The 17,505-nt window shown below is 50.9% G+C and carries 24 protein-coding genes and 5 pseudogenes; 3 read left to right on the plus strand and 26 right to left on the minus strand.

What is annotated here, in order from left to right:
- Positions 1-116: 116 nt before the first annotated feature.
- The 24 genes and pseudogenes from map to rpsJ form a co-directional block, all read right to left on the minus strand.
- On the minus strand, positions 117-863 hold the full coding sequence (map, locus tag SD71_RS19235) for a type I methionyl aminopeptidase (RefSeq protein ID WP_041066889.1): 747 nt from the start codon (positions 861-863) through the stop codon (positions 117-119).
- Positions 864-869: 6 nt separating this feature from the next.
- Positions 870-1,514: an adenylate kinase gene (locus SD71_RS19240; RefSeq protein ID WP_041066892.1), complete on the minus strand. Its 645-nt coding sequence runs from the start codon at positions 1,512-1,514 to the stop codon at positions 870-872.
- Positions 1,515-1,597: 83 nt separating this feature from the next.
- Positions 1,598-2,899, minus strand: coding sequence for a preprotein translocase subunit SecY (secY, locus tag SD71_RS19245; protein WP_041066895.1), 1,302 nt, complete (start codon positions 2,897-2,899; stop codon positions 1,598-1,600).
- Positions 2,899-3,342, minus strand: coding sequence for a 50S ribosomal protein L15 (gene rplO, locus SD71_RS19250; RefSeq protein ID WP_041066897.1), 444 nt, complete (start codon positions 3,340-3,342; stop codon positions 2,899-2,901). The genes secY and rplO overlap by 1 nt, the downstream gene beginning before the upstream one ends.
- 75 nt (positions 3,343-3,417) lie before the next feature.
- On the minus strand, positions 3,418-3,597 hold the full coding sequence (gene rpmD / locus SD71_RS19255; protein WP_041066899.1) for a 50S ribosomal protein L30: 180 nt from the start codon (positions 3,595-3,597) through the stop codon (positions 3,418-3,420).
- A 13-nt stretch (positions 3,598-3,610) separates the two neighbouring features.
- Entirely contained in the window at positions 3,611-4,108 is a 498-nt protein-coding gene (rpsE, locus tag SD71_RS19260; RefSeq protein WP_041066901.1) for a 30S ribosomal protein S5, read from the minus strand.
- Between the two features lie 29 nt (positions 4,109-4,137).
- The gene (gene rplR, locus SD71_RS19265) at positions 4,138-4,503 is read right to left on the minus strand and encodes a 50S ribosomal protein L18 (protein WP_041066903.1); all 366 of its coding nucleotides are present in this window, start codon (positions 4,501-4,503) and stop codon (positions 4,138-4,140) included.
- A gap of 64 nt (positions 4,504-4,567) precedes the next feature.
- Positions 4,568-5,110, minus strand: a complete 543-nt coding sequence (gene rplF, locus SD71_RS19270; protein ID WP_041066906.1) for a 50S ribosomal protein L6 — start codon at positions 5,108-5,110, stop codon at positions 4,568-4,570.
- A gap of 30 nt (positions 5,111-5,140) precedes the next feature.
- Positions 5,141-5,538, minus strand: a pseudogene (gene rpsH, locus SD71_RS19275) (30S ribosomal protein S8).
- Positions 5,539-5,568: 30 nt separating this feature from the next.
- Positions 5,569-5,754, minus strand: a complete 186-nt coding sequence (locus SD71_RS19280; protein ID WP_041066910.1) for a type Z 30S ribosomal protein S14 — start codon at positions 5,752-5,754, stop codon at positions 5,569-5,571.
- Positions 5,755-5,804: 50 nt separating this feature from the next.
- Positions 5,805-6,347 carry a 50S ribosomal protein L5 gene (gene rplE / locus SD71_RS19285; RefSeq protein ID WP_041066912.1) on the minus strand — a complete coding sequence of 181 codons (543 nt, stop codon included), beginning with the start codon at positions 6,345-6,347 and terminating at the stop codon, positions 5,805-5,807.
- Positions 6,348-6,382: 35 nt separating this feature from the next.
- A complete protein-coding gene (gene rplX / locus SD71_RS19290; RefSeq protein WP_082034365.1) occupies positions 6,383-6,736 on the minus strand; it encodes a 50S ribosomal protein L24 in 354 nt (117 codons plus the stop codon).
- A gap of 40 nt (positions 6,737-6,776) precedes the next feature.
- The gene (gene rplN / locus SD71_RS19295; protein WP_041066914.1) at positions 6,777-7,145 is read right to left on the minus strand and encodes a 50S ribosomal protein L14; all 369 of its coding nucleotides are present in this window, start codon (positions 7,143-7,145) and stop codon (positions 6,777-6,779) included.
- Between the two features lie 36 nt (positions 7,146-7,181).
- The gene (gene rpsQ, locus SD71_RS19300) at positions 7,182-7,448 is read right to left on the minus strand and encodes a 30S ribosomal protein S17 (RefSeq protein WP_041066916.1); all 267 of its coding nucleotides are present in this window, start codon (positions 7,446-7,448) and stop codon (positions 7,182-7,184) included.
- Between the two features lie 35 nt (positions 7,449-7,483).
- Complete coding sequence (rpmC, locus tag SD71_RS19305) at positions 7,484-7,681, minus strand: 50S ribosomal protein L29 (protein WP_041066918.1); 198 nt, start codon at positions 7,679-7,681, stop codon at positions 7,484-7,486.
- The gene (gene rplP, locus SD71_RS19310; RefSeq protein ID WP_041066919.1) at positions 7,668-8,105 is read right to left on the minus strand and encodes a 50S ribosomal protein L16; all 438 of its coding nucleotides are present in this window, start codon (positions 8,103-8,105) and stop codon (positions 7,668-7,670) included. Before rplP ends, rpmC begins: the two co-directional genes overlap by 14 nt.
- Positions 8,106-8,107: 2 nt before the next feature.
- Positions 8,108-8,769, minus strand: a pseudogene (rpsC, locus tag SD71_RS19315) (30S ribosomal protein S3).
- A gap of 13 nt (positions 8,770-8,782) precedes the next feature.
- The gene (gene rplV, locus SD71_RS19320) at positions 8,783-9,121 is read right to left on the minus strand and encodes a 50S ribosomal protein L22 (RefSeq protein WP_041066923.1); all 339 of its coding nucleotides are present in this window, start codon (positions 9,119-9,121) and stop codon (positions 8,783-8,785) included.
- Between the two features lie 145 nt (positions 9,122-9,266).
- A complete protein-coding gene (rpsS, locus tag SD71_RS19325; RefSeq protein WP_041066925.1) occupies positions 9,267-9,548 on the minus strand; it encodes a 30S ribosomal protein S19 in 282 nt (93 codons plus the stop codon).
- Between the two features lie 56 nt (positions 9,549-9,604).
- Complete coding sequence (rplB, locus tag SD71_RS19330; protein ID WP_041066927.1) at positions 9,605-10,435, minus strand: 50S ribosomal protein L2; 831 nt, start codon at positions 10,433-10,435, stop codon at positions 9,605-9,607.
- Between the two features lie 32 nt (positions 10,436-10,467).
- A complete protein-coding gene (gene rplW / locus SD71_RS19335; RefSeq protein ID WP_041066930.1) occupies positions 10,468-10,761 on the minus strand; it encodes a 50S ribosomal protein L23 in 294 nt (97 codons plus the stop codon).
- Positions 10,761-11,384 (minus strand): 50S ribosomal protein L4, encoded by a 624-nt coding sequence (rplD, locus tag SD71_RS19340; RefSeq protein ID WP_041066934.1) that lies wholly within the window; start codon positions 11,382-11,384, stop codon positions 10,761-10,763. Before rplD ends, rplW begins: the two co-directional genes overlap by 1 nt.
- Positions 11,385-11,415: 31 nt before the next feature.
- Positions 11,416-12,043, minus strand: a pseudogene (gene rplC, locus SD71_RS19345) (50S ribosomal protein L3).
- A gap of 45 nt (positions 12,044-12,088) precedes the next feature.
- Positions 12,089-12,397, minus strand: coding sequence for a 30S ribosomal protein S10 (rpsJ, locus tag SD71_RS19350; protein WP_041066940.1), 309 nt, complete (start codon positions 12,395-12,397; stop codon positions 12,089-12,091).
- A gap of 332 nt (positions 12,398-12,729) precedes the next feature.
- Between rpsJ and SD71_RS26075 the strand changes: the two are divergent.
- The 3 genes and pseudogenes from SD71_RS26075 to SD71_RS19360 all read left to right on the plus strand — a co-directional run.
- A pseudogene (locus SD71_RS26075) lies at positions 12,730-13,062 on the plus strand (DUF421 domain-containing protein); the annotation flags it as partial.
- A 93-nt stretch (positions 13,063-13,155) separates the two neighbouring features.
- Positions 13,156-13,404 (plus strand): annotated as a pseudogene (locus tag SD71_RS26080) (YetF domain-containing protein); the annotation flags it as partial.
- 61 nt (positions 13,405-13,465) lie between these two features.
- Positions 13,466-14,074, plus strand: a complete 609-nt coding sequence (locus tag SD71_RS19360) for a YitT family protein (RefSeq protein WP_326998795.1) — start codon at positions 13,466-13,468, stop codon at positions 14,072-14,074.
- Positions 14,075-14,132: 58 nt separating this feature from the next.
- Here the strand turns inward: SD71_RS19360 and tuf are convergent, their stop codons facing one another.
- Positions 14,133-15,323, minus strand: coding sequence for an elongation factor Tu (gene tuf, locus SD71_RS19365; RefSeq protein ID WP_041066943.1), 1,191 nt, complete (start codon positions 15,321-15,323; stop codon positions 14,133-14,135).
- A 96-nt stretch (positions 15,324-15,419) separates the two neighbouring features.
- Positions 15,420-17,495, minus strand: coding sequence for an elongation factor G (gene fusA / locus SD71_RS19370; RefSeq protein WP_041066946.1), 2,076 nt, complete (start codon positions 17,493-17,495; stop codon positions 15,420-15,422).
- Positions 17,496-17,505: the final 10 nt, after the last annotated feature.

A 17,505-nucleotide genomic window follows, 5' to 3' on the forward strand; every position in this document is an offset into this window, starting at 1 on the left:
ATCCAACCGAGGGGAGATGACTACCCGGCCAGCTGCCCTTCGTCTCTTCCACGCCGGCTTCTCACGATATCACCGGGTTCCAAGTTCACGTTTACCGTCATAGCACTCACCTAGCTTCATGCACGGGTTAATATTTCGTACCCGTCTTCGGTTACGGCAATCGTATGCTCGAAATGCGCGCACAGCGATCCGTCCACTGTCACAACCGTCCAGTTGTCGGAGAGGGTCTTCACATAGCGTTCTCCCACGATGACCATCGGCTCGATCGCGAGTGTCATACCCGGTTTCAGCCGCGGTCCGCGGTCGGGGAGGCCATAATTCGGAATTTGCGGTTCCTCGTGAAGTTCTGCGCCGACTCCGTGTCCGACATATTCCCTTACAACCGAGAAACCCGCCTCTTCGATAACCTTTTGAATCCCATGAGATACTGTAAACAGCCTTACATCCGGCCGAACCAGTTCCAGTCCCGCATACAGCGACGCTTCCGTTACTTCCAAAAGCCGCTGCGCTTGTTCGGAAATGTCGCCCACGCCGTATGTCCATGCGGAATCGCCGTGATAGCCTTGGTACTGAGCGCCTATATCGATGCTGATGATGTCGCCTTCTATGAGCTTTCTCGGTCCGGGGAAGCCGTGAACGAGTTCCTCGTTGGTGGAAGCACATATACTGGCCGGAAAACCGTTATAACCTTTGAAAGAGGGGTAAGCGCCTTGGCTCCGAATATACTTATCGGCAATCCGGTCCAATTCGGCGGTCGTAATGCCGGGCTCGACAGCCTGCTTCATCAGACGATGAGTTTCAGCAACGATCCGGCCCGCCTCACGCATCAACTTTAGTTCGGATTCGGACTTGCATACGATCATAGTCGATTACCTTCTGAGAAGGGCAGCGATCTCGGCCGTAACCGCATCGATATCCTTCTCCCCGTCCAATTCGCGAAGCAATCCTTTGTCGCCGTAATAAGTTAACAGCGGCGCCGTTTTGCTTGTGTACTCGTCGAGACGGGTTCCCACTTTCTCTTCCGTATCATCGGAGCGCTGATAGAGCTCTCCGCCGCATTTGTCGCAGATACCTTCCTGCTTAGGCGGATTAAATATAACATGATACGTGGCTCCGCAAGATTTGCAGATCCGACGGCCTGTCAGGCGGGCCAGCAGCAAGCTGCGGTCAACCTTGAGGTTAATGACATGATCGATCTTGCGGCCCATGTCGGCCAGCATTCCGTCAAGCGCTTCGGCTTGCGCGATTGTCCGGGGAAACCCGTCCAATAGAAAGCCCTCGGCGCAATCTGGCGCTGCCAGACGATCACGCACAATGCCGTTGGTCACTTCATCCGGAACGAGAAGTCCCTGGTCAACGTACTCCTTCGCCTTCTGTCCCAGCGGAGTGCCTTGCTTCATGGCCAAACGAAATGCGTCACCGGTGGAGATATGCGGGATACCGAATTGTTCGACAATCCGTTCTGCCTGCGTGCCTTTACCGGCGCCAGGAGGCCCCATAAACAAGATGTTCATTGCCTTCCTCCTAAGCGTGAACCGAATCCCCGCCGCCATGATCGGTGATCACAGATTCGCGAGGTACAGTCCGTTTCTTTTTGTTACTTGTTGTTGATAAACCCTTTGTAGTGGCGTTTGATCAGCTGGCTCTCGATTTGCTTCATCGTCTCGAGTGCAACACCGATAACGATCAGAAGCGAAGTACCGCCCAATTGTACGGAACGCGGCAAGCCCGCAATGGCTCCGAAGAATACAGGAAGCACCGAAATCAATGCCAGGAAGACCGCTCCCGCAAGCGTAATGCGTGTGATAACACGCATCAGATAGCCGGATGTCGGTTTACCGGGACGAATTCCCGGAATGTATCCGCCGTTCTTCTTCATGTTATCCGCAAGCTGCTGCGGGTTGAATTGAACGAAAGTATAGAAGAAAGTAAACCCGATGATCAGCAAAATGTAAAGCACCATGCCAAGCGGCTGATCATAATTCAAGTTATTGATGATCCAGTCCGCCCAACCACGGCCGGTCCAGAACTGAGCGAGCGTAATCGGGAACATGAGTAGCGAAATCGCGAAGATGACCGGGATGACGCCCGCCCCATTCACTTTAAGAGGAATGTGGGTGGATTGACCGCCGTACATCTTTTGTCCGACTACGCGTTTGGCATATTGCACTGGAATTTTGCGCACACCCTGCTGAATAAAGATAACCCCGGCGATAATCACTAGGATCACGAGCAGAATGATTACAACCTTCACGATGTTAAGGAAGACCTGATCTGCGTTCACGAATTCGGAAGCATAGACATCACGAACATGGCGCGGAATAGCCGCTACGATTGCAGCGAAGATCAGGATCGAGATACCGTTACCGATACCCTTCTCGTTGATCTGTTCACCAAGCCACATCAGAAACGCGGTGCCGGCCGTAAGCACGATTGCAATCATAAGGTAAGTTGCCGTACTTGGTGCGATAACCATCTGATAGGTGAACATCCGGTTAAATCCGATTGCCGTAGCAAATGCTTGGATAAGCCCAAGGACGATCGTCCCGTAACGGGTGATTTGCGCCAGCTTGCGCTTGCCGTTCTCGCCTTCCTTCTGCCATTCCGAGAATTTCGGAATGACGTCCATCGACAGCAGCTGGACGATGATCGACGCCGTAATGTACGGCGTGATACCGAGTGCAAAGATGGAGAAGTTGAACAAGGCGCCGCCGGAGAACGTGTTCAGCAGGCCGAACAGATCTCCGCCCTGTTGGTTAACCGTATCAAGTACGTCTTTGTTAATGTTCGGAACCGGTATAAAGGAACCGATGCGGTAAATAAACAGGATGAAAAGGGTGAATAGAATCCTGTTGCGCAGATCCTGTACTTTCCAAATGTTTGACACGGTCGCGAACATTAGATCACCTCGGTTTTACCGCCGGCTGCTTGGATTTTTTCCACTGCAGACTGCGAGAACTTGTGAGCCCGAACAGTCAGCTTCACGTTCAGTTCGCCATTGCCCAGAATTTTGATTCCATCTTTCGGATTCTTCAGAATGCCTTCGGAAAGAAGCAATTCAGGCGTCACTTCTGTGTCGTCAGCAAAGCGGGACAGCTGGTCTAGATTGACGATGGCGAAGACAGTTGCAAAACGATCGTTGTTAAATCCGCGTTTTGGTACTCGACGGTACAGCGGGTTTTGACCACCCTCGAATCCGGGACGAACACCGCCGCCGGAACGGGCGTTTTGCCCTTTATGACCGCGACCTGACGTTTTGCCTGTGCCGCTGCCGGCGCCGCGCCCAACCCGCTTACGGGTGAACTTCGAGCCTTCGTTCGGAGTGAGCTCATGCAATTTCATCGTACGTCGCACCTCCTTGAGAGTTATGCTGCTCATACTGATGCGCTTCTTCAACGCCATAAGATGAGATAAGCTTTAGATTTCTTTTACTTCGACCAGATGGCTGACATGGTTGATCATGCCGCGAGTAGCCACGTTGTCTTCTTTAACGACAGTTTGATGCAGCTTGCGCAAACCAAGAGTTTGCACGGTCTGGCGTTGTTTCTCCGGACGGCCGATCAAACTGCGAACGAGAGTGATTTGGAGTTGTGCCATTTGTTTCTCCTCCTTACCTGAACAGCTCTGCTACGGTTTTGCCCCGCAGCTTCGCTACGTCTTCGGCGCGTTTGAGGCGGGATAAGCCTTCCAAGGTCGCATTAACCATGTTAATGGAGTTGGAGGAACCCAGCGATTTCGTCAAAATATCGCCGACTCCGGCCAGTTCGAGCACGGCACGGACAGGACCGCCCGCGATAACTCCCGTACCTTCCGATGCAGGTTTCAGCAACACTTTGCCGGCGCCGAATCTTCCCGTAACGGCGTGCGGAATGGTCGTGCGAACCAGCGGAACAAAAATGAGATTTTTCTTAGCGTCATCGACGCCTTTACGGATTGCGTCAGGAACTTCGGAAGCTTTGCCGATTCCAGCGCCAACCCAGCCTTTGCCGTCTCCGACAACGACGAGTGCGCTGAAGCTAAAGCGACGTCCGCCTTTGACGACTTTGGAGACACGATTGATTTGAACCATTTTTTCGGTTAGTTCCAACGTATTCGGATCTACACGCAAGTCGTTTACCTCCTTGTGTCAAAAATGAATTAAAACTGTAAGCCGGCTTCGCGTGCTGCGTCTGCCAGCGCTTGGATACGTCCATGATACAGGTAGCCGCCGCGATCGAACACGACGTTCTCATAACCTTTTTCCTTCGCGCGTTTAGCGATCAGTTCGCCAACTTTACGAGCGGATTCTACGCTTCCGCCGTTGCCGAGCTCGGCCAGTTCCTTATCGACTGTAGATGCCGCAGCAAGCGTCTCGCCTTTAACGTCATCGATCAGCTGTGCGTAAATATGCTTCGAAGAACGGAACACGGAGAGGCGGGGACGTTCGTTTGTGCCGCTGATTTTCTTGCGCACACGCAGGTGGCGCTTCAGTCGGGCTTTGTTTTTATCGCTTTTGGTAATCATCCGAAAAGTACTCCCTTCTCGGTGTTGCATCTAGGCAGCTCTTAACCACCCGCAACTACCTAAATTATTTCTTCTTACCGGCTTTACCCTCTTTGCGGAGGATGCGTTCGTTCTCGTACTTGATTCCTTTGCCTTTGTAAGGCTCAGGCTCGCGGACGGAGCGAATTTTTGCTGCAGTAGCGCCGACAAGTTCTTTGTCGATGCCTTTAACAATGATTTTGTTCTGAGCCGGCACTTCGAATTCGATTCCGGATTCCGGAACGATTTCAACCGGGTGGGAGTAACCGACGTTCAAAACCAGCTTTTCGCCGGATTTGCTGGCACGGTAACCTACACCAACCAACTCAAGGTTTTTCACGTAACCGTCGGTTACGCCGCTAACCATATTGGCCACTACACTGCGAGTCGTTCCGTGCAGCGAGCGGTGAAGTTTGTTCTCGGAAGGACGATCAACAGTAATTACATCGGCTTCGTAGGAAACTTTCATATCTTTGTGCAACGTGCGGGACAAAGTTCCTTTCGGGCCTTTTACCGTGATGACGTTGCTGTCCAGATTCACGTTCACGCCATTAGGCACCTGGATGGGTTTGCGTCCAATACGGGACATGGGTACACCTCCAATCGTGTGACAGTTAAATTACCAAATGTAGCAGAGTACTTCGCCGCCGGCTTTGCCTTGACGAGCTTCCTTGTCAGTAACAATACCTTTGGATGTGGAAATAATCGCAATACCGAGGCCACCCAGCACGCGTGGTACTTCGTTAGATTTTGTATAAACGCGCAGACCGGGTTTGCTAATACGCTTAAGCCCAGTAATTACACGCTCGTTGTTCGGTCCGTATTTCAAGAAAATACGGATCATCCCTTGCTTTGTATCTTCAACGTATTCGGCGTCACGGATAAAGCTTCGCGTTTCAGGATTTCAGCAATTTGCTTCTTAACCGTAGACGCAGGCAGTTCCACCGATTCATGACGCACGAGGTTCGCGTTGCGAATGCGCGTCAGCATATCTGCAATAGGATCAGACATAACCATGGGGTAAACCTCCTTCCCGAACTAGGCTGATTACCAGCTCGCTTTTTTAACGCCAGGAATCTGGCCTTTGTGTGCCAACTCACGGAAACAAATCCGGCAAATCTTGAACTTTTGCAAAACGGAATGCGGACGACCGCAGCGTTCGCAGCGCGTGTAAGCCTGGACTTTAAACTTCGGCGCACGTTGCTGCTTGATTTTCATCGATGTTTTTGCCACTTGCTTTCACACCTCCATTGGGTACCTTTTGCTAATTGGCCGGGTGGGCGTCACTTCGCAAACGGCATACCCAATTGGGTGAGCAGCTCACGCGCTTCTTCATCCGATTTCGCAGTCGTCACGATGACGATGTCCATCCCGCGTACTTTATCAATCTTATCGTATTCGATCTCTGGGAAGATCAATTGTTCTTTCAAGCCGAGCGTGTAGTTACCGCGTCCATCGAACGATTTGGTCGATACGCCGCGGAAGTCACGAACGCGAGGCAATGAGATGTTGAACAATTTGTCAAGGAAGTAATACATACGTTCGCCGCGCAGCGTTACTTTCACACCGATCGGCACATTCTCACGCAAGCGGAAGCCCGCAATCGCTTTTTTCGAGCGGGTGATGACAGGCTTTTGACCTGAAATCTTCTGCATGTCTTCTACAGCATTGTCCATAACTTTGGAGTTAGAGACCGCTTCGCCGACACCCATGTTAATAACGATTTTCTCGATTTTCGGCACCTGCATGACTGATTTATAGTTGAACTTCTGCATCAGAGCCGGTGTTACTTCGCTCTGGAAACGTTCCTTCATTCTTGCTGCCATGAGTCACATTGACCTCCTTTCCGTCCTTACTGCGTTTAGTCGATCTCTTGGCCGGAACGCTTAGCGATCCGGACTTTCGTACCGTTATCAAGCACTTTGTTGCCGACGCGAGTCGGCTTGCCGCTTTTAGGGTCGATATGCATCACGTTGGACACGTGAATCGGCGCTTCGCGCTCGATGATACCGCCTTGCGGGTTTGCCGGGTTAGGGCGGGTATGGCGTTTCACCATGTTGACGCCTTCGACCAACACACGATTCTCGCGGGGATAAGCAGCGATAATCCGGCCTTTTTTCCCTTTGTCTTTGCCCGTGATGACGATGACGTTATCGTCTTTCTTCACGTGCAGCTTATTGTTGTGCGATTCAAGCACTTTTTTCAAACGGGGCATGGGTACACCTCCTACCGTGTTTCTTCAGTCCGAAACCGGGTTAGATAACTTCCGGTGCCAGGGAAATGATTTTCATAAAGTCGCGTTCGCGAAGCTCACGAGCGACCGGTCCGAAGATCCGGGTACCGCGCGGGCTCTTGTCTTCTTTAACGATTACTGCCGCATTCTCGTCGAATGCGATATAGGAACCGTCCTTACGGCGTACAGAACGCTTCGTACGTACGATAACGCATTTGACAACATCGCCTTTTTTGACAACGCCGCCTGGTGTTGCTTGTTTAACGGAGCATACGATCATATCACCGATATGTCCAACGCGGCGTCCTGTACCGCCCAGCACGCGGATACACATCAGTTCTTTAGCGCCGGAGTTGTCGGCAACAGCCAGACGCGTAAACGGTTGAATCATCGCAAGGTCCTCCTTTCAGTCACAAGGTGCGGTCTATTAACCCACTATAGCTTTCTCGACGATCTCGACCATGCGCCACGTCTTGTCTTTCGACAGCGGGCGGGTCTCCATGATTCTCACAGTGTCGCCGATTTGCGCTTCATTGTTTTCGTCATGCGCCTTGAATTTCTTCGTGTATCTGATGCGTTTGTGGTACAGGCTGTGCTTTTTGTACGTTTCAACAGCTACCACAATCGTTTTGTCCATCTTGTCGCTTACGACTTTACCAATCTGCACTTTGCGATTGTTATTGCGTTCGCTCATGGTAATCCTCCTTCCCGGAATCAATGTTCGGGTTATTAGCCGATGCCGAGTTCACGCTCGCGCAAAATCGTTTTGGCCCGAGCAATTTCTTTCCGCAGATCGCCGAGGCGATGCGGGTTGTCCAGCTGGCCGGTAGCCAGTTGGAAACGGAGGTTGAACAGCTCATCCTTGAAGCCGGCGATTTTCTGTTCGAGTTCCGCCGAAGTCAGGTTACGAAACTCACTGGCCTTCATTTGCTTCACCACCCAGTTCTTCACGTTTCACAAATTTCGTCTTGATTGGCAGCTTGTGAGCTGCAAGACGCATCGCTTCACGTGCAACTTCCTCAGGCACCCCTGCAAGTTCGAACAATACTTTGCCCGGCTTAACAACGGCAACCCATGCTTCTACGTTACCTTTACCGCTACCCATACGAACCTCAAGAGGCTTTTGGGTAATAGGTTTGGAAGGGAAGATTTTGATCCACACCTTACCGCCCCGTTTGATATAACGAGTCATGGCGATACGAGCCGCTTCGATCTGACGGTTCGTAATCCAAGAAGGTTCCAAAGCTTGCAAACCGAATTCACCGAAGTGCACTTCAGCGCCGCCTTTAGCACGGCCTTTCATTTTACCGCGGTGTACTTTGCGGTGTTTTACGCGTTTAGGGACCAACATGATTAGTTGCCTCCTTCCTCAACTGCTCTTTTCTTCGTTGGAAGGACTTCGCCACGGTAGATCCATACTTTTACGCCGATGCGGCCGTAAGTGGTATGAGCTTCTGCCGTTCCATAATCGATATCAGCGCGCAGTGTGTGCAATGGCACAGTGCCTTCGCTGTAACCTTCTTGACGAGCGATTTCCGCTCCGCCCAGACGGCCGCTTACGGAAGTTTTGATTCCTTTTGCACCGGCGCGTTGAGTACGTTGAATAGCTTGTTTCATCGCGCGGCGGAAGGAAACGCGGCGTTCCAATTGTTGCGCGATGCTTTCGGCAACCAGGATAGCGTCCAATTCCGGATTCTTGATTTCAGAGATATTGATGTGGACTTTCTTACCGTTCGACAGCTTGGTCAATTGACCGCGAAGTACTTCTACTTCGGATCCGCCTTTACCGATGACGATACCCGGCTTGGCGGTATGAATCGTTACGTTAACGCGGTTAGCCGCACGTTCGATTTCAATGTGAGAAACAGCAGCGTCTTTAAGCTATTTTTGAGGAATTCGCGGATTTTGACGTCTTCCATCAGAAGATCGCCGAAGTCCTTGTCGGCATACCATTTGGATTCCCAATCACGGATAATGCCGATGCGAAGACCGACGGGGTTTACTTTTTGACCCACACGTTGTCCCTCCTTATTTTTCGGATACGACCAGTGTAATATGGCTGGATCGCTTGAAAATGCTGAATGCACGGCCTTGGGAACGCGGCTGGAAACGTTTCATGGTCGGGCCCTCGTTTACGAAAGCCTCAGAAACAACCAGTTTGTTCACGTCCAATTGATAGTTGTGTTCAGCGTTGGCCACCGCAGAGTTTAACAGCTTCTCCAGAACCGGTGAAGCCGAACGCGGGGTATGACGCAAAATAGCAATCGCTTCGCCCACTTTTTTGCCGCGGATCAAGTCTACCACCAGGCGGACTTTGCGAGCCGGAATGCGAATGTTGTTCACAACAGCTTTCGCTTGTTGAGACATCGGTGTACCTCCTCCCGTACGTTACATACGCCGTATTTGTTACGACCAACGGTGACGCCATTGGCGCACTCTATCGACCGCCGCTGTGACGATCAACCCGTGACGCCAGTGCGCACTCTATGATCGCACGACCGGCCGCAGGGTATTATCGTTTGCCTGTTTTCTTATCGTCGTCGGTATGACCTTTGAATGTGCGCGTTGGCGCGAATTCACCCAGCTTGTGGCCGACCATGTCTTCAGACACGTAAACCGGCACGTGCTTGCGTCCATCGTAGACTGCGAACGTTTGACCCACGAACTGCGGGAAAATCGTCGAGCGACGGGACCAGGTCTTGATGACGACCTTCTTATTCGATCCGGACAGCTCTTCCACTTTTTTCAGCAGATAGCTATCCACGAAAGGTCCTTTTTTCAAACTGCGACCCATGGAATGCTCCTCCCTTCAACGCTACTTGAGAGTTTGCCGTTCACGCCGCGAGGCGATTACTTGCTGCGGCTGCGAACAATATATTTGCCAGATGCTTTTTTCTTCTTGCGGGTTTTGTAACCGAGTGTCGGCTTACCCCATGGAGACATCGGAGATTTACGTCCGATCGGAGCGCGGCCTTCACCACCACCGTGAGGGTGATCGTTCGGGTTCATGACGACACCGCGGACGGTTGGGCGTTTGCCTAACCAGCGGTTACGACCGGCTTTACCGATGTTCAACAGCTCGTGATCCGAGTTACCTACGGTACCGACCGTTGCACGACATTGCTTCAGAATGCGGCGGATTTCACCGGATGCTAAGCGAATGGTCACATAAGCATCTTCTTTACCGAGCAATTGAGCGCTAGTTCCGGCAGAACGAACCAATTGGCCGCCTTTGCCAGGCTTTAACTCAATATTGTGGATTACTGTACCGACTGGAATGTTCTCCAACGCGAGTGCATTACCCACTTTAATGTCGGCGGTAGGGCCGGACATGATTTCATCGCCGACTTTCAGGCCTTTAGGAGCGATGATATATGCCTTTTCACCGTCAACATAGTTAATGAGCGCGATATAAGAGGTACGGTTAGGATCATATTCAATCGTAGCCACGCGTCCGGGTATGCCGTCCTTCGTGCGTTTGAAATCGATGATCCGGTATTTCCGCTTATGGCCGCCGCCGTGATGGCGAACCGTAATTTTACCTTGATGATTACGACCAGCGCGTTTGCTCAGCGGTGCGAGCAAGGATTTCTCCGGCTCAGTTGCCGTAACTTCTTCGAACGTAGATACCGTCATTTGACGACGGCTCGGCGTTGTCGGATTAAACTTTTTTACTGGCACTTAGATTCCCTCCTTACTTTAGAGACTTGTTGTTAAACGGAAGCTTCGAAATATTCAAGCGGTTTGCTGTCGGCGGAAAGCTGCACGATCGCTTTCTTCCATTCGGAAGTGTAACCGCTGTGTTTGCCGTAGCGTTTCGGCTTGGCAGGCATTCTCAGTGTGTTGACACTAACAACTTTCACTTTGAAGATCTGTTCGATCGCTTGTTTGATTTCCGTTTTGTTGGATCTCAGATCAACTTCGAACACATACTTCTGTTGTTCCATGAATTCGCTAGTGCGTTCGGTAATAACCGGGCGTTTAATAATATCACGAGGGTTCTTCATTACGCGAACACCTCCTCAACTTTAGCGACCGCGTCCTTCGTGATGATCAGTTGATCATGATTCATCACGTCAAGCACGTTAATTCCTTCAGCAGCGACAAACTTGACGCCCGGAATGTTGCGTGCGGACAGAGCCACATTGTTATCAAAGTCCGCAGTAACGACTAGCGCTTTGCGAGAAACCTTGAGGTTGTTCAAAAGCTTTGTAATGTCCTTCGTCTTAGGCTGGGACAAGCTCAGCTGATCCAGAACGATGATTTGGTTAGAAATGACCTTGCTGGACAACGCCGACTTAATTGCCAAACGGCGAACCTTGCGAGGTAATTTGAAGCTGTAGCTGCGCGGTGTAGGTCCGAAGACGATACCGCCGCCTTTCCATTGCGGTGAACGGATGCTGCCTTGGCGAGCACGTCCGGTTCCTTTTTGTTTCCACGGCTTTCGGCCGCCTCCGCTTACTTCAGAACGCCCTTTTGTAGAGTGTGTTCCGGCGCGAAGCGAAGCTTGCTGAAGCAAAACAGCACTGTGCAGAACGTGCGCGTGCGGTTCTAGACCGAATACGCCTTCTGCCAAGTCAAGTTCTCCAACCTGACCGCCGTCTATATTATAAACAGCTACTTTCGGCATGAGTGGTCCTCCTTTCCTGATACAGTGGAGATTATTTCTTCACCGATGTGCGGATTTTGAGATAGCTATTGCGTGCGCCCGGTACGGAGCCTTTGATCAGCAATACGTTGCGCTCAAGGTCGATTTTTACGACTTCGAGGTTCTGTACGGTGATCGTTTCGCTGCCCATACGCCCGTGCATTTTCTTACCTTTCGGTACGCGGTTAGCATCACGGATTGTCGCGAGCGAACCGTTACCGCGGTGGTACTTCGAACCGTGAGCCATTGGACCGCGGGACATACCCCAGCGCTTGATGGCACCTGCAGTTCCTTTACCTTTGGAGATACCCGTTACGTCAACGAATTCGCCCTCGGAGAACTGATCAACTTTAACTTCTTGACCAACTTCCACCTCAGCCAGGTTAACCCCGCTGATTTCGCGAATGAAGCGCTTGGGTGCCGTGTTGGCTTTTTTTGGCATGGCCGATGGCCGGTTTGGTAGCCAGCTTCTCGCGCTTGTCGGCGAAACCGAGCTGGACTGCTTCGTAACCGTCGTTGTCCGCAACTTTCTTCTGCAGTACGACATTCGGAGTTGCTTCAACAACCGTCACCGGCACAACGCTACCGTCTGCGGCGAAGATTTGAGTCATTCCGAGCTTACGTCCCAAGATTCCTTTCATGTTGACACCTCTTTTCCTGATGGATCTGATTTAGTGCTGCTGCAATTAAAGTTTGATTTCGATGTCAACGCCGGACGGCAAGTCAAGGCGCATCAGCGCGTCTACCGTCTGCGGCGTAGGATTGACGATGTCGATCAAACGCTTGTGCGTACGCATTTCGAATTGCTCACGCGAATCCTTGTACTTGTGCACCGCGCGCAGAATCGTAATGATCTGCTTCTCGGTCGGCAACGGAATCGGTCCGGATACACCTGCACCGGTACGTTTTGCAGTTTCTACGATTTTCTCCGCGGAAGTATCCAGGATACGGTGGTCGTAGGCTTTCAAACGGATACGGATTTTTTGCTTAGCCATATAAGTCCCTCCTTCATTCGCCCAATTTTGGAATCGGACATACTCCGCGAGAATAACCCGACTTTCACCCCGATCACCACTCTATGGCAAAGGGGCCGGGTGTGTCGGCAACCTCTCACATCAACGCACAGTCACAGACCAACATTCACTATTATAGCGACCTGGATGGACGAATGCAACAAATATTTATACATTATTTCACCTTGTAAAATAAGGCAGTCTCCAGGCACACTTTTACTCAATAACTCCTTATTAATGAAGAAAAAAATTTCGGGAACAATACCGTTTAGTTGAATGGAGGGATCAAGTTGCCTACTTGGTTGGAAATTTCATTGCGGACTTTCATGGCTGTGATCGTTTTGTTTCTGCTGACTCGTCTGTTAGGGAAAAGACAAGTGTCCCAGTTATCGCTTTTCGAGTACATAACCGGGATAACGATCGGAAGCTTGGCCGCCTACGTTTCTCTCGACTCGGATACGAACTGGTGGCTCGGATTCCTTTCTATGGTCGTCTGGGTTGCTGTATCTCTAGGTATGGAATTTCTTCAGCTCAAAAGCAAAAGAGCAAGGGATCTGCTCGACGGAAAAGCAACTATTCTCGTTGAGAACGGCAAAGTCATCGACAAAAACCTGAAGAAAGAGCGACTTACCAGTGATGAGCTTTTTGGAGCTGCTTCGCAAAAAAGAACGTTTTCGATATGTCCCAAGTTGAATTCGCCATTATGGATACAAGCGGAGAACTGAACGTACTGCTCAAAAAAAGAGCACCAACCGCTCACTGCCTCGGACATCGGCCTTTCCGTAAAACCGGAGAGGATCGCTATGTCCGTCATCATGGACGGACGTATTCTTTCAGATTCTCTGACTAAGATCGGCTTGAACGAGGAATGGCTGAATTCGAAGCTGAAAAAGCTGGGCACATCCACAGACCGTATCTATCTCGCACAGGTGGATTCCCAGAACAAGCTGTACCTTGATCCCTTTGACGATAACATGCGCAAGCATTAACGGCATAAATATTTCACATACCATCATTCCCTTCAATTTCCAGCATATGATAAGACAGGCTGTGCTGAAGGGACTGATCGGGTTGCTCTCGCTGCGTAAAATGTTTGCCATCATTTTTGGCAGCTTATTGATTGCTTGCGGAATCAACTTTTTTCTCATGCCCAACAAAGTGCTTGACGGCGGGGTAATCGGATTAGCGCTGATTGCCAACTACTTGTTCGATACCAAAGTGGGCTTCGTATTGTTTTTGTGCAGCATTCCGATCTTTGCGTATACCTGGGTCAGAGACCGGTCGCTGTTCTTCCATAGTCTTTACGGCATGCTTTTTTTGTCTTACTTTGTTGACCTGCTGGACTCTCGACGCCCTTATGCAGCGGTCATGATGAGTCATCCATTCCTAGCCTCGGTGCTGGGAGGTATATGCATCGGTATCGGATTCGGGATTATGCTGCGTAACAATACAAGCACAGGCGGCATTGATTTATTGGCAAAATTGTTGGCTAGACAGATGGGGTTAAATGTCGGTATTCTGATTCTCTTCATGGATGCGGTCGTAGTCATAATAGGCGGGGTACTATTCTCAGCGGAAACATTCTTTCTATCCTTGGCTTCAATCGGTGTCGGGGGGTTGGCAACCAGCGTTGTCACAGTGAAATACTTTTCTTATTAACCTTATTAAAAATAAAAGCTGCCGAGTCCGACTCGGCAGCTTCGTTATATTTCTTCAATTACTTCTGGATGGAAGCAACTGCGCCAGCGCCTACAGTACGGCCGCCTTCGCGGATCGCGAAGCGAGTACCTTCTTCGATAGCGATTGGAGCGATCAGGTTAACGGTAACAGTGATGTTGTCACCAGGCATAACCATTTCAGTGCCTTCCGGCAGGTTGATGATGCCGGTTACGTCAGTTGTCCGGAAGTAGAACTGCGGACGGTAACCTGTGAAGAAAGGCTTATGACGGCCGCCTTCAGCAGAAGTCAGAACGTAGATTTGAGCAGTGAATTCCGTGTGAGGCTTAACGGAACCCGGCTTAGCAATAACTTGTCCGCGCTCGATATCTTTACGATCAACACCGCGGAGCAATGCGCCCACGTTGTCACCGGCTTGAGCTTGGTCAAGCAATTTACGGAACATTTCTACGCCCGTAACAACCGTTTTGCGAGTGTCTTCAACCAGACCGATGACTTCAACCTCGTCACCGACTTTAACGATACCACGCTCAACGCGGCCTGTAGCAACGGTACCACGACCAGTGATCGTGAACACATCCTCAACCGGCATCAAGAATGGCTTGTCAGTTGCGCGCTCAGGAGTCGGGATGTAGCTGTCAACTGCTTCGAACAGTTCAATGATTTTGTTAGCCCATTCGCCGTCAGGGTTTTGAAGAGCTTCACGAGCGGAACCGCGGATGATTGGAGTGTCATCGCCTGGGAACTCATACTCGTTCAGAAGGTCGCGAACTTCCATCTCAACAAGCTCAAGCAATTCTTCGTCTTCAACCATGTCGCATTTGTTCAAGAATACTACGATGTACGGTACGCCTACTTGGCGGGAGAGCAGGATGTGCTCGCGCGTTTGCGGCATTGGGCCGTCAGCTGCGGATACAACGAGGATTGCGCCGTCCATTTGCGCTGCGCCGGTGATCATGTTTTTAACATAGTCGGCGTGGCCAGGGCAGTCAACGTGTGCGTAGTGACGGTTAGGAGTTTCATACTCAACGTGTGCTGTGGAAATCGTGATTCCACGCTCGCGCTCTTCAGGAGCTTTGTCGATTTGGTCGAATGCTACTGCGGCACCGCCGTATTTTTTGGAAAGTACGGTCGTGATTGCAGCTGTCAACGTTGTTTTACCGTGGTCAACGTGACCGATGGTACCGATGTTAACGTGTGGTTTGTTACGTTCAAACTTAGCTTTTGCCATGGATACTTTTCCTCCTTAATAAGTAAAAGGATTATATTGTTTGGAGGGCGGGAAATCGCTTAGCGCGTCTCCCTAGCCACTCCGCTGACTCTAAACTTAAGCGCCTTTGTTTTTCGAAATGATTTCTTCGGAAATCGATTTCGGCACTTCTTCATAGTGGGAAATTTCCATGGAGAACACTCCACGACCCTGTGTACCTGAACGAAGCGTTGTAGAATATCCGAACATCTCGGCAAGAGGCACCTTAGCACGGATGATCTGTGCGCCAAAGCGCGAATCCGTACCTTCGATGCGTCCACGGCGGGAGCTCAGCATACCCATTACGTCTCCGAAGTACTCTTCCGGAACGGTAACTTCGACTTTCATGATCGGCTCGAGCAGAACTGGATTACATTTGTCCTTCGCTGCTTTGAGCGCCATGGAGCCGGCGATTTTGAACGCCATCTCGGAGGAGTCGACGTCGTGGTACGATCCGTCTACGACGGTGGCTTTAACGTCAACCAGCGGGAAGCCCGCGATAACACCATTCTTCATCGACTCTTCGATACCGGCACCGATAGGAGCAATGAACTCCCTTGGGATCGCGCCGCCAACGACTTTGCTTTCGAACACATATCCTGTGCCCGGTTCCTGCGGTTCGAACTCAACCCAACAATGGCCGTATTGACCGCGTCCGCCTGATTGACGAACGAACTTGCCTTCGACCCTGGCTGCAGTTTTGAACGTCTCGCGGTAAGCAACCTGCGGTTTACCGACATTCGTTTCAACCTTGAACTCACGAAGCATGCGGTCGACGAGAATCTCCAAATGGAGCTCACCCATACCGGCGATGATCGTTTGTCCGGTTTCTTCGTCCGTATGAGCACGGAACGTAGGATCTTCCTCGGACAATTTCTGCAGAGCAATACCCATTTTGTCTTGGTCGGCTTTGGTTTTAGGCTCAACCGCAAGCTGGATAACCGGATCCGGGAAATTCATCGATTCAAGAACTACCGGATTCTTCTCGTCGCACAGCGTATCGCCTGTCGTTGTGTCTTTGAGGCCTACAGCTGCCGCGATATCTCCGGCATATACCTCGCTGATTTCTTGACGGCTGTTCGCGTGCATTTGGAGAATACGTCCGATCCGTTCCCGCTTGCCTTTCGTAGCGTTCACAACATATGAACCGGAGCTCAATACGCCGGAGTAAACGCGGAAGAAAGTCAATTTACCGACGAACGGGTCGGTCATGATTTTGAACGCCAATGCCGCAAAAGGTTGATCATCAGCGGATTTGCGCGTTGTTTCCGTACCGTCTTCCAATGTTCCTTTGATAGCAGGAACATCGATAGGAGCCGGCAAGTAGTCAACGACAGCATCCAGCATCGGTTGAACACCTTTGTTGCGATAAGAGGAACCGCAGACGACCGGGAAGATTTTCACATCTATGACGCCTTGGCGAAGTGCTTTTTTCAGTTCAGGAACGGTGATTTCTTCACCTTCCAGATACTTCATCATAAGCTCTTCGTCCAGTTCAGCAACTTTCTCTACCAGTTCTGCGCGAAGTTCTTCAACTTGCTCCGTAAATTCAGCAGGGATAGGTGCTTGTTCCGGGTCTTTACCGAGATCGTCTTTGTACATATAAGCAACCCGGTCTACAAGGTCGATCATACCTTTGAAGTCGTTCTCAGCGCCGATCGGCAACTGGATGGCAACCGCATTGGCTCCCAAACGCAGCTTCATGTCTTTAACAACATTGAGGAAGTCCGCGCCGATGATATCCATTTTGTTAACATAAGCGATACGTGGAACACCGTAACGGTCTGCTTGACGCCATACCGTCTCGGATTGCGGCTCGACGCCTTCTTTGGCGCTGAATACGCCGACTGCTCCGTCCAATACGCGCAAGGAGCGCTCGACTTCCACCGTAAAGTCAACGTGACCCGGGGTGTCGATAATATTGATGCGGTGACCTTTCCACTGAGCGGTTGTAGCAGCGGATGTGATCGTGATTCCGCGTTCCTGCTCTTGTTCCATCCAGTCCATGGTAGCGGCGCCTTCATGCACTTCGCCGATCTTATGAACGCGTCCGGTATAGAACAGAATCCTTTCAGTGGTCGTGGTCTTACCCGCGTCAATATGCGCCATGATACCGATATTACGCGTATTTTGCAAGGAGAACTCTCTTGGCATGCATTTGTCT

The sequence above is a fragment of the Cohnella kolymensis genome, from assembly GCF_000829465.1.
Lineage (GTDB): Bacteria > Bacillota > Bacilli > Paenibacillales > Paenibacillaceae > Cohnella > Cohnella kolymensis.